Genomic DNA, 16063 nt, shown 5'->3' with positions numbered 1-16063 from the left:
TTTTTTGTGGCCGGCTATTCCTTCAATTCGACATGATCCAGTGCCTGATTCACCGCCAGTTCTCCGAGCATGACCACCTGTGCGATGCCCAGCGCTTGGCGAGGTACATGGACTCGGGCTCGCAGGTGCTGGCCATGATCTGCGCGGCCGGGTTGAGTTAGCGGCCAAGGGCGCGCTCGGCGGCGTCGTGGAGTTTGCTTGAGTCGAGGGATTCGTAGGGGGAGGCCAGGTCGGTGGCCGACCGATCTGAACAACACCGTTTAAAGGACGTCTGACTGGCAATAAATAACCCTGTGGCGAGGGAGCTTGCTCCCGCTGGGGCGCGCAGCGGCCCTGAAAAAGCGAGGCCTGCTGCGCAGTCCAGCGGGAGCAAGCTCCCTCGCCACAGGGGTTTGTGCCCATATAGCGTTATTTGTCGTGGTCGATGTCGAGTTTGCTGAAGGTCACCTGCCCACCCTCACTGGTGTACCCGGTGTTGTCCTGCACATACACCCCGGCCTTGAAGTACAGCGGCTTGTCGCGCCAGGTGGCGCTGATCTGTGAGTCCCACTGATAACCCGCCGCGCTTACACCCAGTGCGCCGCCGGGGCTTAAGTGGATCAGGTAGTTGAATTCGCGATCCAGCTTGAGGCCGGTGGCGAGGGTGATGACCCGGCCTTCGTCGTCATCCGGGTGCATGCGCACTTTGATCACCAGGTTGCCGGTTTCGGTTTTGGTCTTGTACTGGTATTCGAGTTTGATCAGCGGTTTCTGGCTTTCATAGGCGTGTATCTGGCCGATGACGATTTTGCCCGAGCTCGGCACCTTGTTCACCGCGAGGGTGGCACGCAGCAGGTTGTCGGCGTCCGGGTAATACCAGTTGCGCAAGCTGCCGTTGCTGTAGGTTTCGCGCAGTTCGGTGCGCGGGTAGATGGCGTTTTCGGTCTTGGAACCGGTGACCGGCGACCAGAAAAACAGGGTGCCGGTGTCGGAATGGAAGTATTGGTCCTTGAAGCCGTTCACCAGTTTGGAGGTTTCGACAGTGTATGGCGGGCTGCCAACGGGAACGCTGAGGTTCCAGGTTGCGAGATCGATCATGTCGGTTCTTCCACTCGATTCATCCTGCACGCGGGTACCAGAAGCTCTAGCCCGCGCCTTTTGGGGCGGCCTTTATAAGCGTAGAGGATGATTTTGTTAACGCCCGTTTGGCGGATGATTGACGTCAACATCCTGTCGAAATGCCATCTTTCCCGGTTTCAGAGGGCTGCAGGCCCGACCGTTAGTCGGCTAGACGTCGCTTTGATTAAATGATGGCGTGATGACAGCTTCTGCTTTTACCGATCCGCGACTAGAGTGAACGCTCAGTACGTGTACGGTTTTTGTCCGGAAACCGGCCTGAAGTCCCGATAAGAGAAGCAGCATGGAATGCGCGCAACCCCAGCCAGGTGAAGGCAGCTCTGTCCTTTTGATCGTTGATGATTACCCTGAAAACCTGATCAGCATGCGCGCGTTGCTGCAGCGTCAGGATTGGCACGTCATGACCGCAGCCTCCGGCTTCGAGGCGCTCAATCTCTTGCTCGAACACGACGTCGACCTGGTGCTGCTGGATGTGCAGATGCCAGGCATGGACGGCTTTGAAGTGGCGCGGCTGATGCGCGGCAGCCAGCGCACGCGTCTCACCCCGATCATTTTCCTCACCGCCAACGAGCAATCCCAGGACGCCGTGATCAGGGGTTATGCCAGCGGCGCGGTGGATTACCTGTTCAAGCCGTTTGATCCGCAAATTCTCAAGCCCAAGGTGCAGGCGCTGCTCGAGCATCAGCGCAATCGCCGCGCCCTGCAACGCCTGACCCATGATCTGGAAGTCGCCCGCGCCTTCAATGCGTCGGTGCTGGATAACGCGGCCGAGGGGATTCTGGTGCTGGGCGAGGATGGCTTGATTCGCTTCGCCAATCCGGCGATTTCGCGTTTGCTCAATGCCCCGGTGAAAGAGCTTGAGGGCAAGGAGTTTCTGGATTACCTGCAGAAACCGCACATTCCCATATGGGCCGATTCCGAGCTGTACGCCGGCTATAAGCGTGGCGAGACTCTGCGTCTGCACGACGCACTGTTACGCACGGCACCCGGCCAGCAGGTGCCGGTGGCGCTGTCTTGCGCGCCGCTACCGGCGGAGCAGCGGGCGATGGTGGTGACGGTGCTGGACATGTCGGTGGTGCGGCATCTGCATCAGCAACTGGAATTTCAGGCGGTGACCGATCCGCTGACCGGCCTGCTCAACCGCCGTGGCTTCTATCAGACGGTAGAAAATCTGCTGCTGCGCGGTGAGCGCAGTGACAGCAGTTGGGTATTGTTGTACCTCGACCTCGATGGCTTCAAGCGGGTCAACGATTCCCTGGGGCACGATGCCGGCGATCGGGTGCTGCGCTGGGTCTCCGAACAGTTGAAGGCCTGCCTGCGACCCTTCGATATTCTGGCGCGTATGGGCGGCGATGAGTTTACGGCGCTGCTCGATCTGGAGTTTCCCGAGCAGGCGGCGAAGATTGCCGAGAAGCTCATCGAGCGGGTGTCGATCTGTCAGCAGATCGAGGGCCTGGACATCGCCCTTGGCGCCAGTATCGGCATTGCCACCTACCCGGACTGCGGCTCGAACCTCGACGGATTGCTGCGCGCGTCCGACATCGCCATGTACGAAGCCAAGCGCGCCGGGCGCCAGCAATATCGCTTTTACGATCACGACATGAACGGCCGCGCCCGCTCGCGCCTGATGCTCGAAGAAAGCGTGCGCACGGCGATCGAAAACCGGGATTTCAATCTGGTGTATCAACCGCAAGTGGCGATCGGCAGCGGGCAGATCCGCGGCTTCGAGGCGTTGTTGCGCTGGCAGCATCCGAGTGTCGGCGATGTGCCGCCGGGGCTGTTCCTGCCATTGCTCGAAGAAGCGCGGCTGATCAGCCGTCTCGGCAGCTGGATCTATCACCGCGGCGCCGGTCAGCGCAAAGCCTGGGAAACCCTGTTTGCCGAAGACCTGGTGCTTGGCGTAAGCCTGAGCAACACCCAGTTCGGCCTGCCCAATCTTGCCACCGAATTGCGTCAGGTGCTGGAGCGGCATGCCTTGCAGCCACGCCAGCTGGAAGTCGAAGTCACTGAAGAAGCGTTGATGCACAACCCGGATGAAACCCGTAAGCAGTTACGTCTGCTGCACAATCTGGGGGTGCGGGTGGCGCTCGACGATTTCGGCTCGGGGCCGTGTTCGCTGGCGCATCTGCGTGATCTTGAACTCGACACGCTCAAGCTGGATCGGCATTTGATCGCCCGCCTGCCGGACTCGGCCCGGGACGCCTCGCTGGTGAGCACGGTGATCAGCCTGTGCAAGCAATACGGTTTGCTGGTGATCGCCGAAGGTGTGGAAACCATCGAGCAGTATCAGTGGCTGCAGGCCCATGGTTGCGAATACGTGCAAGGCTTCCTGGTGGCGCGGCCGATGATGGCCGATGACGCTGCCAGCTTCGTCGAACCGTTTGACTGGAGCGCGCTGCCCGGTTGAATTCGCTACACTGGCGCTCTTTGCGAACCGTGCTGCCGTGTCCATGACTGCGTTGAAATACCTCCAGGCCTATCCCGCGCAATTGCAGGATCAGGTGCGCCAACTGATCGCCGAACAGCGTCTGGGTGATTACCTGAGCCAACGTTATCCCGGGCGACACGATGTGCAGAGCGACAAGGCGCTGTACAGCTACGCACTGGACCTGAAGCAGGAATACCTGCGCAACGCGCCGGCCATCGACAAGGTGCTGTTCGACAACCGCCTCGACCTGACGCACCGCGCGCTGGGCCTGCACACCACGGTGTCGCGGGTGCAGGGCGGCAAGCTCAAGGCCAAGAAAGAAATTCGCATCGCTTCACTGTTCAAGGAGGCGGCGCCCGAGTTTCTGAAGATGATTGTTGTGCATGAACTGGCTCACTTCAAAGAGTCGGACCACAACAAGGCTTTCTACAAATTGTGTGAACACATGCTGCCAGGGTATCACCAGGTCGAGTTTGACCTGCGGGTGTACCTGACGTGGCGGGACCTGTAGAAGCTGCCGAAGGCTGCGATCTTTTGATCTTTTAATTAACGGAGCCCATGCATGGACGTCAGCAAGACCAAGAGCAGTTTCTACCGTCGCCTGTACGTGGCCTACCTGATCGACAGCGGCCTGGCTCCCAGCGTCCCGGCGCTGACCGAGGTCACCGGCATGCCACGGCGCACGGCGCAGGACACGATCGCCGCGCTGGCGGATCTGGATATCGTCTGTGAATTCGAGCAGGAAGAGGGCGCGCGCAACCATGCCGGGCGCTATCGGATTCGCGAGTGGGGGGCGATTGATCGCGGGTGGATCGAGCGGAATTTGCGGCAGATCAAGGCTGTTCTGGAATATCCCTGAGCCCTGCATTGATAGCGATGACGCCATCGCGAGCAGGCTCACTCCTACAGTGGAATGCATTGCAAATGTGGGAGCGAGCCTGCTCGCGAAGGGGCCTTCAAGCGCGGCGCATTCCGATGTGCGGAATGTCATCCTCCAGGTATTCCTCACCCGCCACCACAAACCCGTACCTGCCGTAATAGCCCTGCAAATGCGCCTGGGCCGACAGATAGATCGGCACCTGCGGCCAATGCTTCGCAGCCTGTTCCAAGGCGTGTTCCATCATCGTGTGCCCCAGCCCTTTGCCACGACCCTGCGGGGCAATGATCACGCGGCCGATCACCACGTCGCCGCCCTGGGACTCGGGATCCAGCAGGCGCAGATAGGCCATCAACTGGTCGTCTTCCCAGCCCATCAAGTGATGGGTGTCGCCGTCCAGATCCTGACCATCGAGGTCCGGGTAGGCGCATTTCTGTTCGACCACGAACACCTCTGAGCGCAGCTTTAACAGTGCGTACAACTGCTCTTTGCCCAGATCGCTGTGATGCTTGCAGATCCACTCGATTGTCATCTTCCGGCTCCTTGAACACTGTCTCCCGATACTAAGCGCACAGGCTCCGGATGTCTGTATGGCGTAAGAGTCTGTGATAAAGGTCAAAATGCCATCATTCCTTTCTCGCGGCGGCGGCTGCTTTGTGTAATCTGCTGGAAAGCGCTGTGCACTGGCTTCAATGAGCTAATGTTAGGGCCTGGGTTTCGCCGGTAAGGGGCCTTGGGGTTTTGACTGGAAAACGCGCCGGGCCGCCCGCCCGCTAAGGATTTTCAAGCATGCCGCGACTGCATCGAGCCTTTGCTTTGATCGGATTGCTGTTGCTGGCCCAACCCGCCGCAGCGGACAAGCTGCGACTGGTGTTTGATATCTGGCCGCCCTTTACCGACGACACGCTGGTCAACGGCGGCCTGGCCACCGACATCGTCAGCACCGCGCTGGCCCGGGCCGGCTATGCCAGCGACTATGAGCAGGTGCCGTGGGCGCGGGCGCTGCTGGGGGTTGGCGAAGGGCGTTATGACGTGCTGGTCAACGCCTGGTACAACGACGAGCGCACCAGAATCGGCCAGTTCTCTGGCGAATACCTGCTCAACCGCATCCGTTTTCTCAAGCGTAAGGACACGCCGCTGGAGTACGGCAACCTGGAGCAACTGCACACGTACCCGATTGCCGTGGTGCGCGGTTATGCCTACTCACAGGCGTTCGATGGCGATACCGCGCTGCAGAAAGTCCCTGTGCATAACTTTGCGATGGCGGTGCGCATGTTGGCGGCGGATCGGGTCAAGCTGACCCTGGAAGATGAATACGTCGCGCGGTATTACCTGGCGCGCGAATCATCCAAGGTGCGCAACGCCGTGGAGTTCCTCCCCAAGCCGTTGAGCGAGAACAGCCTGCATATTCTGGTGAGCCTGAAGAATCCACAGCATGAGCAGATTGTGGCGGGGTTTGATAAGGCGATTGCGGCGATGAAGGCGGATGGCAGTTATGAGCGGTTGATGCACCAGCATGGAATGTGAGGGCTGATCCAGATTCTTTGCTGTGGCCGATGGCCGCTTCGCGAGCAGGCTCGCTCTCACATGGGTTCTGTGTCATGCACACACTCACTGTGGGAGCGCCCTGTCGCGAGCAGGCTCACTCCTACAGTTTGAAATGCGTTCCCCTGTGGGAGCGAGCCTGCTCGCGAAGGCGTGCTTTCAGCCAGCGCTAATCTCATGGGTGTCTTTGATCAAATGTGCCGCCAACGTACGCAGCGGCCCCAGCTGCCGGCAGATCAGCGCCAGTTGCGTCTGCACCAGCCGCTGTCCTTCATCGATCTCGTCCGGCATCTGCTCCAGCTCATTGGCCAGCGCTTCCTCTTCGTCACTCTGGATCGCCACCGGCTGCTTGTTCGCCAGCCCCTGGGCGATGTCGTCGATGCTCGCGGCCAGTTTCACTCCGGCGCCGTCGATCAGCTGTTCGCGCACCTCGGCCGGTAGCTGCGTTTCGCGATGCGCGCCCAGCCCGGACAGGTAGCTGAGCAGGGTGTGCGACAGCACCAGGAAGCGGAACCCGACATCCGCTTCCTTACGGAAATGCCCGGGCTCCATCAGCATGTTCGCCAGGGTGGTCGACAGCGCCGCATCGGCGTTGTGCGCGTTGCGCCGCGCCAGGCGATAGGCGAGGTCGTCGCTCTTGCCGGCGGCGTATTGCTGCATGATCTGGCGCAGGTAAATGCTGTTGCAGGTCAGGGTGTTGGCCAGCACCTTGTTCAGGCGTCGGCCCTGCCAGTCCGGCAAGAACAGGAACACCGTCAGGCCCGCGATCAGGCTGCCGAGCAGGGTATCGAACAGGCGTGGCAGGAACAGCCCGTAGCCGTCGCCGATCTGGTTGAAGCAGAACAGCACCATGATCGTGATCGCCGCCGTTGCCACGGTGTAGCGCGTGGTGCGGTTGGTAAAGAACACCACCCCGGCGGCGATGGCGAAGCACGACTGCACCAGCGGGCTCGGGAACAGATCGAACAGCGCCCACGCCACGGTCAGGCCGATGGCCGTGCCGAGAATCCGCTGACCGAGCTTGCGCCGCGTTGCGCCGTAGTTCGGCTGACAGACGAACAGCGTGGTGAGGATGATCCAGTAGCCTTGCGACGGGTGAATCAGGTGCACCATGCCGTAACCGATACTCAGCGCCAGCGGCAGGCGCAGGGCGTGGCGGAACAGCAAGGAGGTCGGCGTCAGTTGCGTGCGCAGGCGCACCCAGACGTCCTTGAGGTTGCGCGGCGAGCGGTCGAGCAGGCTGCTGTCGGTGGCATCGGCCAGGGCATCCGGGTTGCTCGCGTCGCTGAGCAAACGATCGAGGGTGCCGAGGTTGGCCGCCAATGCGCGCAGCGAGCGCAGCAGGCCGCGCCACGCCGGGTTGCTCTGGATGCGCAGGTGTTCGAGGGAGGCGTCGAGGTCCGTCAGGGCTTCGGCAAAACTGGCGTCGTAGACGAACGGCTGGCGCATCTGGATCGATTCGGCCAGCGCGCGGCAGGCCTTGCCCTGCTGGCGCAGCAGGCGCTGGCAGCGGAACAGCACGTCGCTGTGGAAGAACGCATCGGCCAGCGCGTTGTACGGATAGTGCGAGGAGCTGGCGCGTTCGTGGATGTCCTGGGCGAGGAAATACAGCTTCAGATAACGGCTGACTTTCGACCCCGGGCGACCGTTGCCGACCCGATGCAGAATGATTTCCTTGGCACTGTTTAGTGCTGCCACCACGCGGCCGTTCTGCTGCGCCAGTTCCAGGCGCCGCGCTTCGACGTCCAGTTGGCGGATTGGCTCGAACAGCGAGGCTTTGAGCTTCAGGTAAAAACCCAGTTCACGGAACAGTCGCGCCAGACTCTGCTGCACCGGCTGGTTGGAAAACAGCGCCTGCCACAGCACCGAGAGCAGGCCGTACCACGCGGCGCCGGCCACCAGCAGCATCGGTTCATGCCAGAAATCGGTGACCGCGCCGCCGCGCTGGTCAACGCCAATCATGGTGTACACGGACAGAATCAAAGTGGCCGAGGCGATGGCGCCATAACGCTCGCCGAGCGCACCGAGCATGGTCAGGCCGAAGCTGGCCAAGGCCAAAGCGATGGCAAACATGATGGGGTAGGGGAAGAGCAGTTCCACCGACAGCGCGGCGATACTGAAACACACCAGTGTGACAGCCAGGGCATTGAGGCGGCCCTGCCAACTGTCGTCGGTCTCGGCCAGGGCGCTGGCGATGATCCCCAGAAACAACGGGATCAGCAGGCCCATTTCATCCTGATACCAACACAGCGCCATGCTGCCGGTCAGGGCGATGAACACCCGCAGGCTGTAGCTGAATTTATCCAGCGCCCACAGGCGCCGCAAAGACTGACGAAACGAGGTCGAGGACATGAAGTGCGAAGGCCTTCCGAGGCGATGCCGCTAAATTGAGCCAGTAATGACGCCGACGCAATGGCGCCGATCACATCTGACAGCAAAAAGTGTTCCTTACTGCATCACGCATAACCCCTGTAGGAGTGAGCCTGCTCGCGATAGCGGTGTGTCAGTCACCAGATTATTGACTGACAGGTTGCAATCGCGAGCAGGCTCACTCCTACAGGGTTTTGTGTTTGGCTCTGGCTCAGACGTACTGCGCAGCCGCGTAACCCGAGGCCCATGCCCACTGGAAGTTGAAACCGCCCAGATGCCCGGTGACGTCGAGCACTTCACCGATGAAATACAGACCAGGGCTTTTCAGCGATTCCATGGTCTTGGACGACACTTCGCGGGTGTCGACGCCACCCAGCGTCACTTCGGCGGTGCGATAGCCTTCGGTGCCGGCCGGCACGACTTTCCAGCTGCCCAGCTTGTCGGCGATCTGCGCCAGTTCGGCGTGGGTGTACTGCTTCATCGGTTTGGAGACGAACCAGTTGTCCGCCAGCAGGTTGGCCATCTTCTTGGTGAAGATTTCGCCGAGCAGGGTTTTCAGTTCGCTGTTCGGACGTTCGGCTACTTGCTGTTGCAACCATGCGGCGGTGTCGTGATCCGGCAGCAGGTTGATTTCCACGGTGTCACCCGGCTCCCAGAACGACGAGATCTGCAGAATCGCCGGGCCGCTTAGGCCACGGTGGGTGAACAGGATGTTTTCGCGAAAGCTCTGGTCGTTGCAACTGACCAGACAATCCACCGAGGTCCCGGAGAGCTCGGTGCACAGTTCCTTGAGCTGATCGGTGATGGTGAACGGCACCAGGCCGGCGCGGGTCGGCAGCAGTTCATGGCCGAACTGCTTGGCGACCTGATAACCGAAACCGGTGGCACCCAGCGTCGGGATCGACAGCCCGCCGGTGGCGATCACCAGCGACTGGCACTGCAGCTGACCGAGGGTGGTGTCGAGCAGGTAACCGCTTTCGACCTTCTCGATGGTCTGGATCGAGGTGTCCAGGTGCAGCTCGACGCCGACCTGATCGCACTCATCGAGGAGCATGCCGAGGATGTCGCTGGATTTGTTATCGCAGAACAACTGGCCGAGTTTCTTCTCGTGATACGGCACGCCGTGCTTGCCGACCATGCCGATGAAATCCCACTGGGTGTAGCGCGCCAGTGCCGATTTGCAGAAATGCGGGTTGTGCGAGAGGAAGTTGCCCGGCTCGGTGTACATGTTGGTGAAGTTGCAGCGGCCACCACCGGACATCAGGATTTTCTTGCCGGCCTTGTTCGCATGGTCGAGCAGCAACACTTCACGCCCACGTCCGGCGGCGGTCAGTGCACACATCAACCCTGCGGCGCCAGCGCCAATGATCACGACTTCGGTTGAGCGCAAAACGGTGTCCTCACAAATGTCACCACAAAACGAACTGTAGGAGCTGCCGCAGGCTGCGATCTTTTGATCTTGCTCTTTAAAAACAAAGTCAAAAGATCGCAGCCTGCGGCAGCTCCTACAGGGGAGTTACGTTGTCTTACAGGACACGCACGCGCAGCGAACGGCCCTTGATCTTGCCGTTGTTCAAACGCTGCAGCGCCTGCATGACCACGGTGCGTTCAACCGCCACATACGACTGGAAGTCGAAGATCGCGATCTTGCCGACCTGCGCACCCGGAATGCCGGCATCGCCCGTCAGCGCGCCGAGGATGTCGCCCGGACGCACTTTGTCCTTGCGCCCGCCAGCGATGCACAGGGTGCTCATCGGTGGCTGCAGCGGGGCGCCGCCCTGGGACTTGAGGTTGTCTACCTGATCCCAGTTAAGCGGCGCTTTCTGCAGCTGTTCGATGGCTTGCGCGCGATGCGCTTCGGACGGTGCGACGAGGCTGACTGCGATGCCTTTCTCGCCAGCGCGGCCGGTACGGCCAACGCGGTGAATGTGGATTTCCGAATCGCGTGCCAGCTCGACGTTGATCACCATGTCCAGCGCATCAATGTCCAGACCACGGGCGGCGACGTCGGTGGCGACCAGTACCGAAGTGCTGCGGTTGGCGAACATCGCCAGCACTTGGTCGCGGTCACGCTGTTCCAGGTCGCCGTGCAGGCCGACGGCGGAAATGCCTTTGGAGGTCAGGTAATCGACGGTTTCCTGCACTTGCTGCTTGGTGAAGCAGAACGCCACGGTGGAGGCCGGGCGGAAGTGGTGCAGGACTTTGGTCACTGCGCTCATGCGTTCTTCCGGGGAAATCTCGTAGAAGCGCTGTTCGATCTGCGTGTCGTCGTGGAACGCTTCGGCTTTCACCGTTTGCGGGTCACGCATGAATTTCGACGCCAGCTGCTTGATGCCCACCGGGTACGTGGCGGAGAACAGCAGGGTCTGACGGCGCGACGGGGTCTTCTCGATGATGTCTTCGATGGCGTCGTAAAAGCCCATGTCGAGCATGCGGTCGGCTTCGTCGAGGATCAGCGTGTTCAGGCCGTCGAGCACCAGCGAACCCTTGCGCAGGTGTTGCTGGATACGCCCCGGGGTGCCGACGATGATGTGCGCGCCGTGCTCCAGCGAAGCGATCTGCGGGCCGAACGACACGCCGCCGCACAGGGTCAGGACCTTGATGTTGTCTTCGGCACGGGCCAGACGCCGGACTTCCTTGGCGACCTGGTCGGCCAGCTCACGGGTCGGGCAGATCACCAGCGCCTGGCAACCGAAGTAGCGCGGGTTGATCGGGTTCAGCAGGCCGATGCCGAACGCGGCGGTCTTGCCGCTGCCGGTCTTGGCCTGGGCGATCAGGTCCATCCCTTTGAGGATCACCGGCAAGCTCTGCGCCTGGATCGGCGTCATCTGGGCATAACCGAGGGATTCGAGGTTAGCCAGCATGGCGGCGGACAGCGGCAGAGTATTAAAAGCGGTGGCGATGGTGGTCACGGGACTGGCCTGCAAAACAAAATGTCGCGCAGTGTAGCAGCCCCTTGCCACTTTCCTCGAAAGTTCTGGACGAACAGTGACTAAAAACCGAGGCGAGGTGATTCATCTGTGGTGAGGGAGCTTGCTCCCGCTGGGGCGCGAAGCGGCCCCGCTTTTCTACTCAAAAAGCAGGGCCTGCTGCGCAGTCCAGCGGGAGCAAGCTCCCTCGCCACAAAAGCGCTTCATCACACATCAGTGTTCAATGTGTTCTTCCGGACGCTTGGCCCGCCGGCCGTCCTCTTTCGACAGTTGCGAGAAGATCGTCGCGGCCAGCATCGCCATCACGCCGACGGTGACGAAGGTCAGCTGGAACGCGCCCAGCACGGTTTCCACGCCATCATTGCCGATCTGCGCGGTAAAGCCGCCGAGCAATGCACCGGCGCAGGCCACACCGAGGCTCAACGACAATTGCGCCACCACCGACAACAGGCTGTTGCCGCTGCTGGCGCTGGCGTCGTCGAGGTCGATCAGGGTCACGGTGTTCATCGCGGTGAATTGCAGCGAGTTGATCGCGCCCAGCACGGCCAGTAGGCACAGCAGCAGCCAGTACGGCGTCTGCTCGCTGACCAGGCCCATGCTCGCCAGCATGATCCCCAGCGCCAGGGTGTTGCCGGTGAGCACGATGCGATAGCCCAGGCGTTCGATCAGCGGGCGCGCCATCCACTTGGCGAACATCGCGGCGGCGGCCAGCGGCAGCATGCTCATCCCTGCTTGCGACGGCGAATAACCCAGCGCCACTTGCAGGAGCAACGGCACCAGAAACGGCAGGGCGCCACTGCCCAGTCGGGCGAACAGGTTGCCGAGAATGCCGACGGCGAAGGTCCGGGTCTTGAACAGCGACGGGGCGAACAGCGGATTTTCCACGTGCCCGGCGCGCAGCCAGTACGCCGCCAGACAGGCCAGACCGGCGAACAGCAGCAACATCACCCGCAGGTGTGGCAGGTGCAGTTCGCCCAGGCCTTCCATGGCGATGGTGATCAGGATCATCGCCGCGCCAAACAACAGGAAGCCCAGGCTATCGAAACGTGTGCGCTCGCTGCCTCGCAGGTCGGGGATGAACTTCCATACCGCGTAGCAGCCGAGGACGCCGACCGGCAGATTGATCAGGAAGATCCAGTGCCATGTCAGGTATTGCACCATCCAGCCACCCATGGTCGGGCCGATCAACGGACCGAGCAGGCCGGGAATGGTGATGAAGCCCATGATCCGCACCAGCTCCGAGCGTGGATACGCGCGCAGCACCACCAGGCGTCCGACCGGCAGCATCAGCGCACCGCCCAGGCCCTGAATCACCCGCGCGCCGATCAGCATGCTCAGGCTGCTGGACAACGCGCAAAGCAGCGAGCCGAAACTGAACAGCAGAATCGCGCCGAAGAAGATCTTCTTGGTGCCGAAGCGGTCGGCGATCCAGCCCGAGGCCGGGATCAGCAACGCCACGGTAAGCATGTAGGCGATGATCACGCCCTGCATGCGCAACGGGTCTTCGGCCAGGTCCCGGGCCATGGCTGGAAGGGCCGTGTTGAGGATGGTCCCGTCGAGGGACTGCATGAAGAAAGCGATGGCGACGACCCACGGCAACCAGCGGGCGGTGATGGCGTCGAGAGGCGGGCGTGTGGGCATGGAACCTCTTGTGGGTTATTGATCCGAATGCTTGTCCTGGCTTGAAGCCCTTGTGGCGAGGGAGCTTGCTCCCGCTCGGCTGCGCAGCAGTCGTAAATTCAGCCAACCCGGTATTACAGGAACACCGAGTTGGCAGGTTTTGGGGTTGCTTCGCAACCCAGCGGGAGCAAGCTCCCTCGCCACAGTGTTACAGCGTTAGTGTGAGTCGACTCACCAGCGCCCCCGGCAGCAACGCCGACGAGGTATTGCGCTGGCTGTACGTGCTCGCCGACAGCAGCAACTCACGCTCGGCGGTCAATGCTTCCAGCTGCGAACCCAGCAGGCTGTAGGCGCTGTCGTCGAAACGCATGGTGCTGACCGGCGCCTGAATCTCGCCGTTCTCGACCCAGAACGTGGCAAACCGGGTCATCCCGGTCAGACGCGCGGCCGGCTGATCGGAGAAGTTCAGGTACCACAGGTTGCTGATGTACAGGCCGGTGCCCAGTTGTTTGAGAATCTCTGCCTGTGACAGATTCCCCGCCGCCATGTTCAGCGCGCTCGGCGATTCGCCGCCGCTGGCGCCGTTGGCGGTCAGGCCGTATTCCGCCGCGCTGCGCGAACCGACCAGTTGATCGCCGGCCTTGCCTTCGATGACCAGCCGCAGATCGCTGCGCGGATAGCCCTCGCCGGAAAACGCCGGGCTCAACGAGCCGCTGACTTTTTCCTCCAGCGACACCAGCGGGCTGAAGGCCTGATCACCGACATACAGCTTCTGCAGCGGGCTGCTCTTGCTGGCGATCGACTGCGCGGAGAACCCGCCCCAGCTGAGCATGCCCATGATTTCTTCCAGCGCGGCCGGCGCCAGATACGCCCGGTATTGCCCCGGTGCCAGGGTGCGCAACGGTCGACCGAGAAACGCCAGTTGCTCGCGCGCCTGCTGGAAGCGCCGGGCGAAGCCTTCGCTGCTCCATGCGTGCCCGGCGTAGCTGGCCTTCACCGCTTCGCCGTTTTCGTGGAACAGGCTGAAGTCGAAGTTGAAGCTGTTGGCCTGATGCCAGCCAAACGCCCCCGAGGAGCTGGCGAAACCGCGGCTGATCGGGCCTGCGGCGTAGAAGCCGACCAGATCCAGACCTTCAGCGGCGGCGCAGATCTCCTCGACCACTTGCTCGGTGTCCGGCAGCGGATGGTCCTGCACGTTGTCGCTCTGCCAGCCGTTGTGGTTGAGCAGCAGGTACGGATCCTGCGGCAGCAGCGGCAGGGTTTCGCGCAGTTGTTGCAGGCCCTCGGCGAGGCGTTGCAGGTCGGCTTCCTGATCACCGGACAGGGTGATGTGCAGGTCGGCGTGGCGGCCGTCGTTGATCAGCTTCAGCCCGACATCGGCCTGCTGCACCTGACCGGCCTGACGCACCTTGGCGTGGTTGAAGCGCACGAACGCCGAGGATTCGGCGGCATAGCTGAGGGTGAATTGTTCCGGCTCGCGCACGCTGTCGCGCAGCCAATTGACCATGACCTTGAAGGCGTCGGACTGACTCTTCGAAATGCTCATCAGGCGTCTCCCCCAAACACATCAACGTTGCTGAATACGCAGGCCGGCGAAGCGTGGCCGACGCGGATCACCTGGTTCGGCTCGCCCTTGCCGCAGTTTGGCGTGCCCAGCACCCTGCGGGTACCGGCGTCGCCGACCGCGCGCAGACTCTTCCAGAAGTGCGCGGAAATGCCCCGGTAGTTCGGATTTTTCACCACACCCTTAAGTTCACCGTTTTCGATCAACTGACCCCACTCGCAGCCGAACTGGAATTTGTTGCGCGCATCGTCAATCGACCATGAGCGGTTGGTGCTCATCAGAATGCCGTGCTCGATGCCGCTGATCAGTTGCGTCAGCGACTGATCGCCCGGTTCGATGTTGAGGTTGGCCATGCGGTCGATCGGCGGTCGGTTCCAGCCGCAGGCGCGGCTGTTGGCAACCCCGTCGAGGCCGGCGCGGAACTGCGACAGCGCGCCGCCCAAGGGCCGCAGCAACAGGCCATCGCGAATCAGGAATTGCTTGCTCGCCTGGGTGCCGTCGTCATCGTGGCCGTAACTGGCGAGTTCTTCGGGAATGTCCGGATCGAAGGTCACGTTGAGCAGCTTCGAACCGTATTGCAGGCTGCCGAAGTCGCTGGTTTTGACGAAGCTGGTGCCGGCGTAGTTGCGCTCGTCACCGAGGATCCGGTCGAGCTCCAGCGGGTGACCGATGGACTCGTGGATCTGCAGCATCATCTGGTCCGGCATCAGCAACAGGTCGCGCGGGCCTTGCGGGGTGTTCGGCGCGAGCAGCAGTTGCAGGGCCTGATCGGCCACTTGCGGTCCGGCGCCGACCAGGCCGCAACGGCTGATCACGTCCGCACCCCCCTGCTGGCCGAAGTTTTCGCGGCCGAGGGAGCGGGTCTGGCTGTCGTTGCCGTCATAAGCGGTGACGTCGAGGCTCGGGTAGACGAAGCGCTGGGCCTGGCGCAATTCGGCACCGGCGCTGCTCAGGTAGATCTGCTCGACGTGGGTGATGCCGATGCTCGCTTCCCAATTCACCAGGCGCTCATCCTTTGGCACCGAGGCGGATTCCGCGCCGAGCAGCTCGAAGCATTCGCTCAGGGACGGGAAGGGTTGCTCGAGATTGGGCGAAAAGTAATCAGCGCGGTCGCTTGAGACTGGCTGGTCGCGCAGGTCGAGCAAGGCGTGGTGCTTGAGCCGCCGGGCCTGCTGTTCGGCACGTTCAAGGGCGGCTTGCAGGCCTTGCTGCGACAGGTCGTTGGTGGCGGCGTACGCCTCGACACCGTTGACGCGCACGGTGAGCATTGCGCCTTCGTCGCGGCTCAGGCTCGGCGGCTCGGCGACGTTCTTGCGCACCGACAGATATTGGCCGGACTCGCGCACATACCGCAGGGAAAAGAACTCGGCGCCCGTGCGCAAAGCAGCGAAGCGCTGCTTGAGCTGGGGATGGAAATCAAACATTCGGGAACCTCCTTGTTATGGAGTTGCGGGGTAAAGCGATTCGGCGGGGAGGGGTGAAACGATTGCGCGAGGACTAGAGTAGGCCTGCGTGGGGGTAGGATCAAGTGAAGAGGGGGTGTAGGAGGATTTACTTGAAGCAGAGGGATTTGTGCTGAATGTGAGGGCCCCTTCGCGAGCAGGCTCGCTCCC

At 61.8% G+C, this 16063-nt stretch carries 12 protein-coding genes and 1 pseudogene; 4 read left to right on the top strand and 9 right to left on the bottom strand.

All coding sequences use genetic code 11. From position 1 onward, the window contains the following. Positions 1-14: 14 nt before the first annotated feature. Positions 15-283, bottom strand: a pseudogene (locus HBN98_RS27900) (hypothetical protein). A gap of 125 nt (positions 284-408) precedes the next feature. Beyond that, the gene (locus HBN98_RS10340; protein ID WP_083367693.1) at positions 409-1077 is read right to left on the bottom strand and encodes a polysaccharide lyase family 7 protein; all 669 of its coding nucleotides are present in this window, start codon (positions 1075-1077) and stop codon (positions 409-411) included. Between the two features lie 322 nt (positions 1078-1399). On the opposite strand from HBN98_RS10340, the gene HBN98_RS10335 reads away from it, so the two are divergent. Genes HBN98_RS10335 through HBN98_RS10325 form a run of 3 tightly spaced genes read left to right on the top strand, consistent with a single transcriptional unit; the run spans position 1400 to position 4403 of the window. Next, positions 1400-3523 carry a putative bifunctional diguanylate cyclase/phosphodiesterase gene (locus HBN98_RS10335; RefSeq protein WP_064589593.1) on the top strand — a complete coding sequence of 708 codons (2124 nt, stop codon included), beginning with the start codon at positions 1400-1402 and terminating at the stop codon, positions 3521-3523. Positions 3524-3566: 43 nt separating this feature from the next. Further along, the gene (locus HBN98_RS10330; RefSeq protein ID WP_007969689.1) at positions 3567-4055 is read left to right on the top strand and encodes a M48 metallopeptidase family protein; all 489 of its coding nucleotides are present in this window, start codon (positions 3567-3569) and stop codon (positions 4053-4055) included. Between the two features lie 51 nt (positions 4056-4106). Beyond that, positions 4107-4403 (top strand): winged helix-turn-helix domain-containing protein, encoded by a 297-nt coding sequence (locus HBN98_RS10325; RefSeq protein WP_003229005.1) that lies wholly within the window; start codon positions 4107-4109, stop codon positions 4401-4403. Positions 4404-4500: 97 nt separating this feature from the next. Here HBN98_RS10325 and HBN98_RS10320 read toward each other — a convergent pair whose 3' ends face one another. Beyond that, positions 4501-4953 carry a GNAT family N-acetyltransferase gene (locus HBN98_RS10320; protein ID WP_083367694.1) on the bottom strand — a complete coding sequence of 151 codons (453 nt, stop codon included), beginning with the start codon at positions 4951-4953 and terminating at the stop codon, positions 4501-4503. Positions 4954-5210: 257 nt separating this feature from the next. Here HBN98_RS10320 and HBN98_RS10315 point away from each other — a divergent pair, with 257 nt between their 5' ends. Continuing rightward, positions 5211-5948, top strand: coding sequence for a substrate-binding periplasmic protein (locus HBN98_RS10315; protein WP_083367695.1), 738 nt, complete (start codon positions 5211-5213; stop codon positions 5946-5948). A gap of 177 nt (positions 5949-6125) precedes the next feature. Here HBN98_RS10315 and yccS read toward each other — a convergent pair whose 3' ends face one another. From yccS to HBN98_RS10285, 6 genes are all read right to left on the bottom strand, one after another. Next, on the bottom strand, positions 6126-8318 hold the full coding sequence (gene yccS / locus HBN98_RS10310; RefSeq protein WP_083367696.1) for a YccS family putative transporter: 2193 nt from the start codon (positions 8316-8318) through the stop codon (positions 6126-6128). Positions 8319-8547: 229 nt separating this feature from the next. Continuing rightward, on the bottom strand, positions 8548-9726 hold the full coding sequence (locus HBN98_RS10305; RefSeq protein WP_064589588.1) for a BaiN/RdsA family NAD(P)/FAD-dependent oxidoreductase: 1179 nt from the start codon (positions 9724-9726) through the stop codon (positions 8548-8550). Positions 9727-9862: 136 nt separating this feature from the next. Further along, entirely contained in the window at positions 9863-11248 is a 1386-nt protein-coding gene (gene dbpA, locus HBN98_RS10300; RefSeq protein WP_064589587.1) for an ATP-dependent RNA helicase DbpA, read from the bottom strand. A 231-nt stretch (positions 11249-11479) separates the two neighbouring features. Continuing rightward, on the bottom strand, positions 11480-12907 hold the full coding sequence (gene mdtD, locus HBN98_RS10295) for a multidrug transporter subunit MdtD (RefSeq protein ID WP_083367697.1): 1428 nt from the start codon (positions 12905-12907) through the stop codon (positions 11480-11482). A gap of 187 nt (positions 12908-13094) precedes the next feature. Continuing rightward, positions 13095-14432, bottom strand: coding sequence for a TldD/PmbA family protein (locus HBN98_RS10290; RefSeq protein WP_064589585.1), 1338 nt, complete (start codon positions 14430-14432; stop codon positions 13095-13097). Further along, positions 14432-15874 (bottom strand): TldD/PmbA family protein, encoded by a 1443-nt coding sequence (locus HBN98_RS10285; protein ID WP_083367698.1) that lies wholly within the window; start codon positions 15872-15874, stop codon positions 14432-14434. The genes HBN98_RS10290 and HBN98_RS10285 overlap by 1 nt, the downstream gene beginning before the upstream one ends. Between the last annotated feature and the right edge of the window lie 189 nt (positions 15875-16063).

Source organism: Pseudomonas koreensis, assembly GCF_012986595.1.
GTDB classification, from domain to species: Bacteria; Pseudomonadota; Gammaproteobacteria; order Pseudomonadales; family Pseudomonadaceae; genus Aquipseudomonas; species Aquipseudomonas koreensis.
Note: the sequence above shows the minus strand (reverse complement) of the source record. Positions and strands in the feature narration are given on the sequence as shown.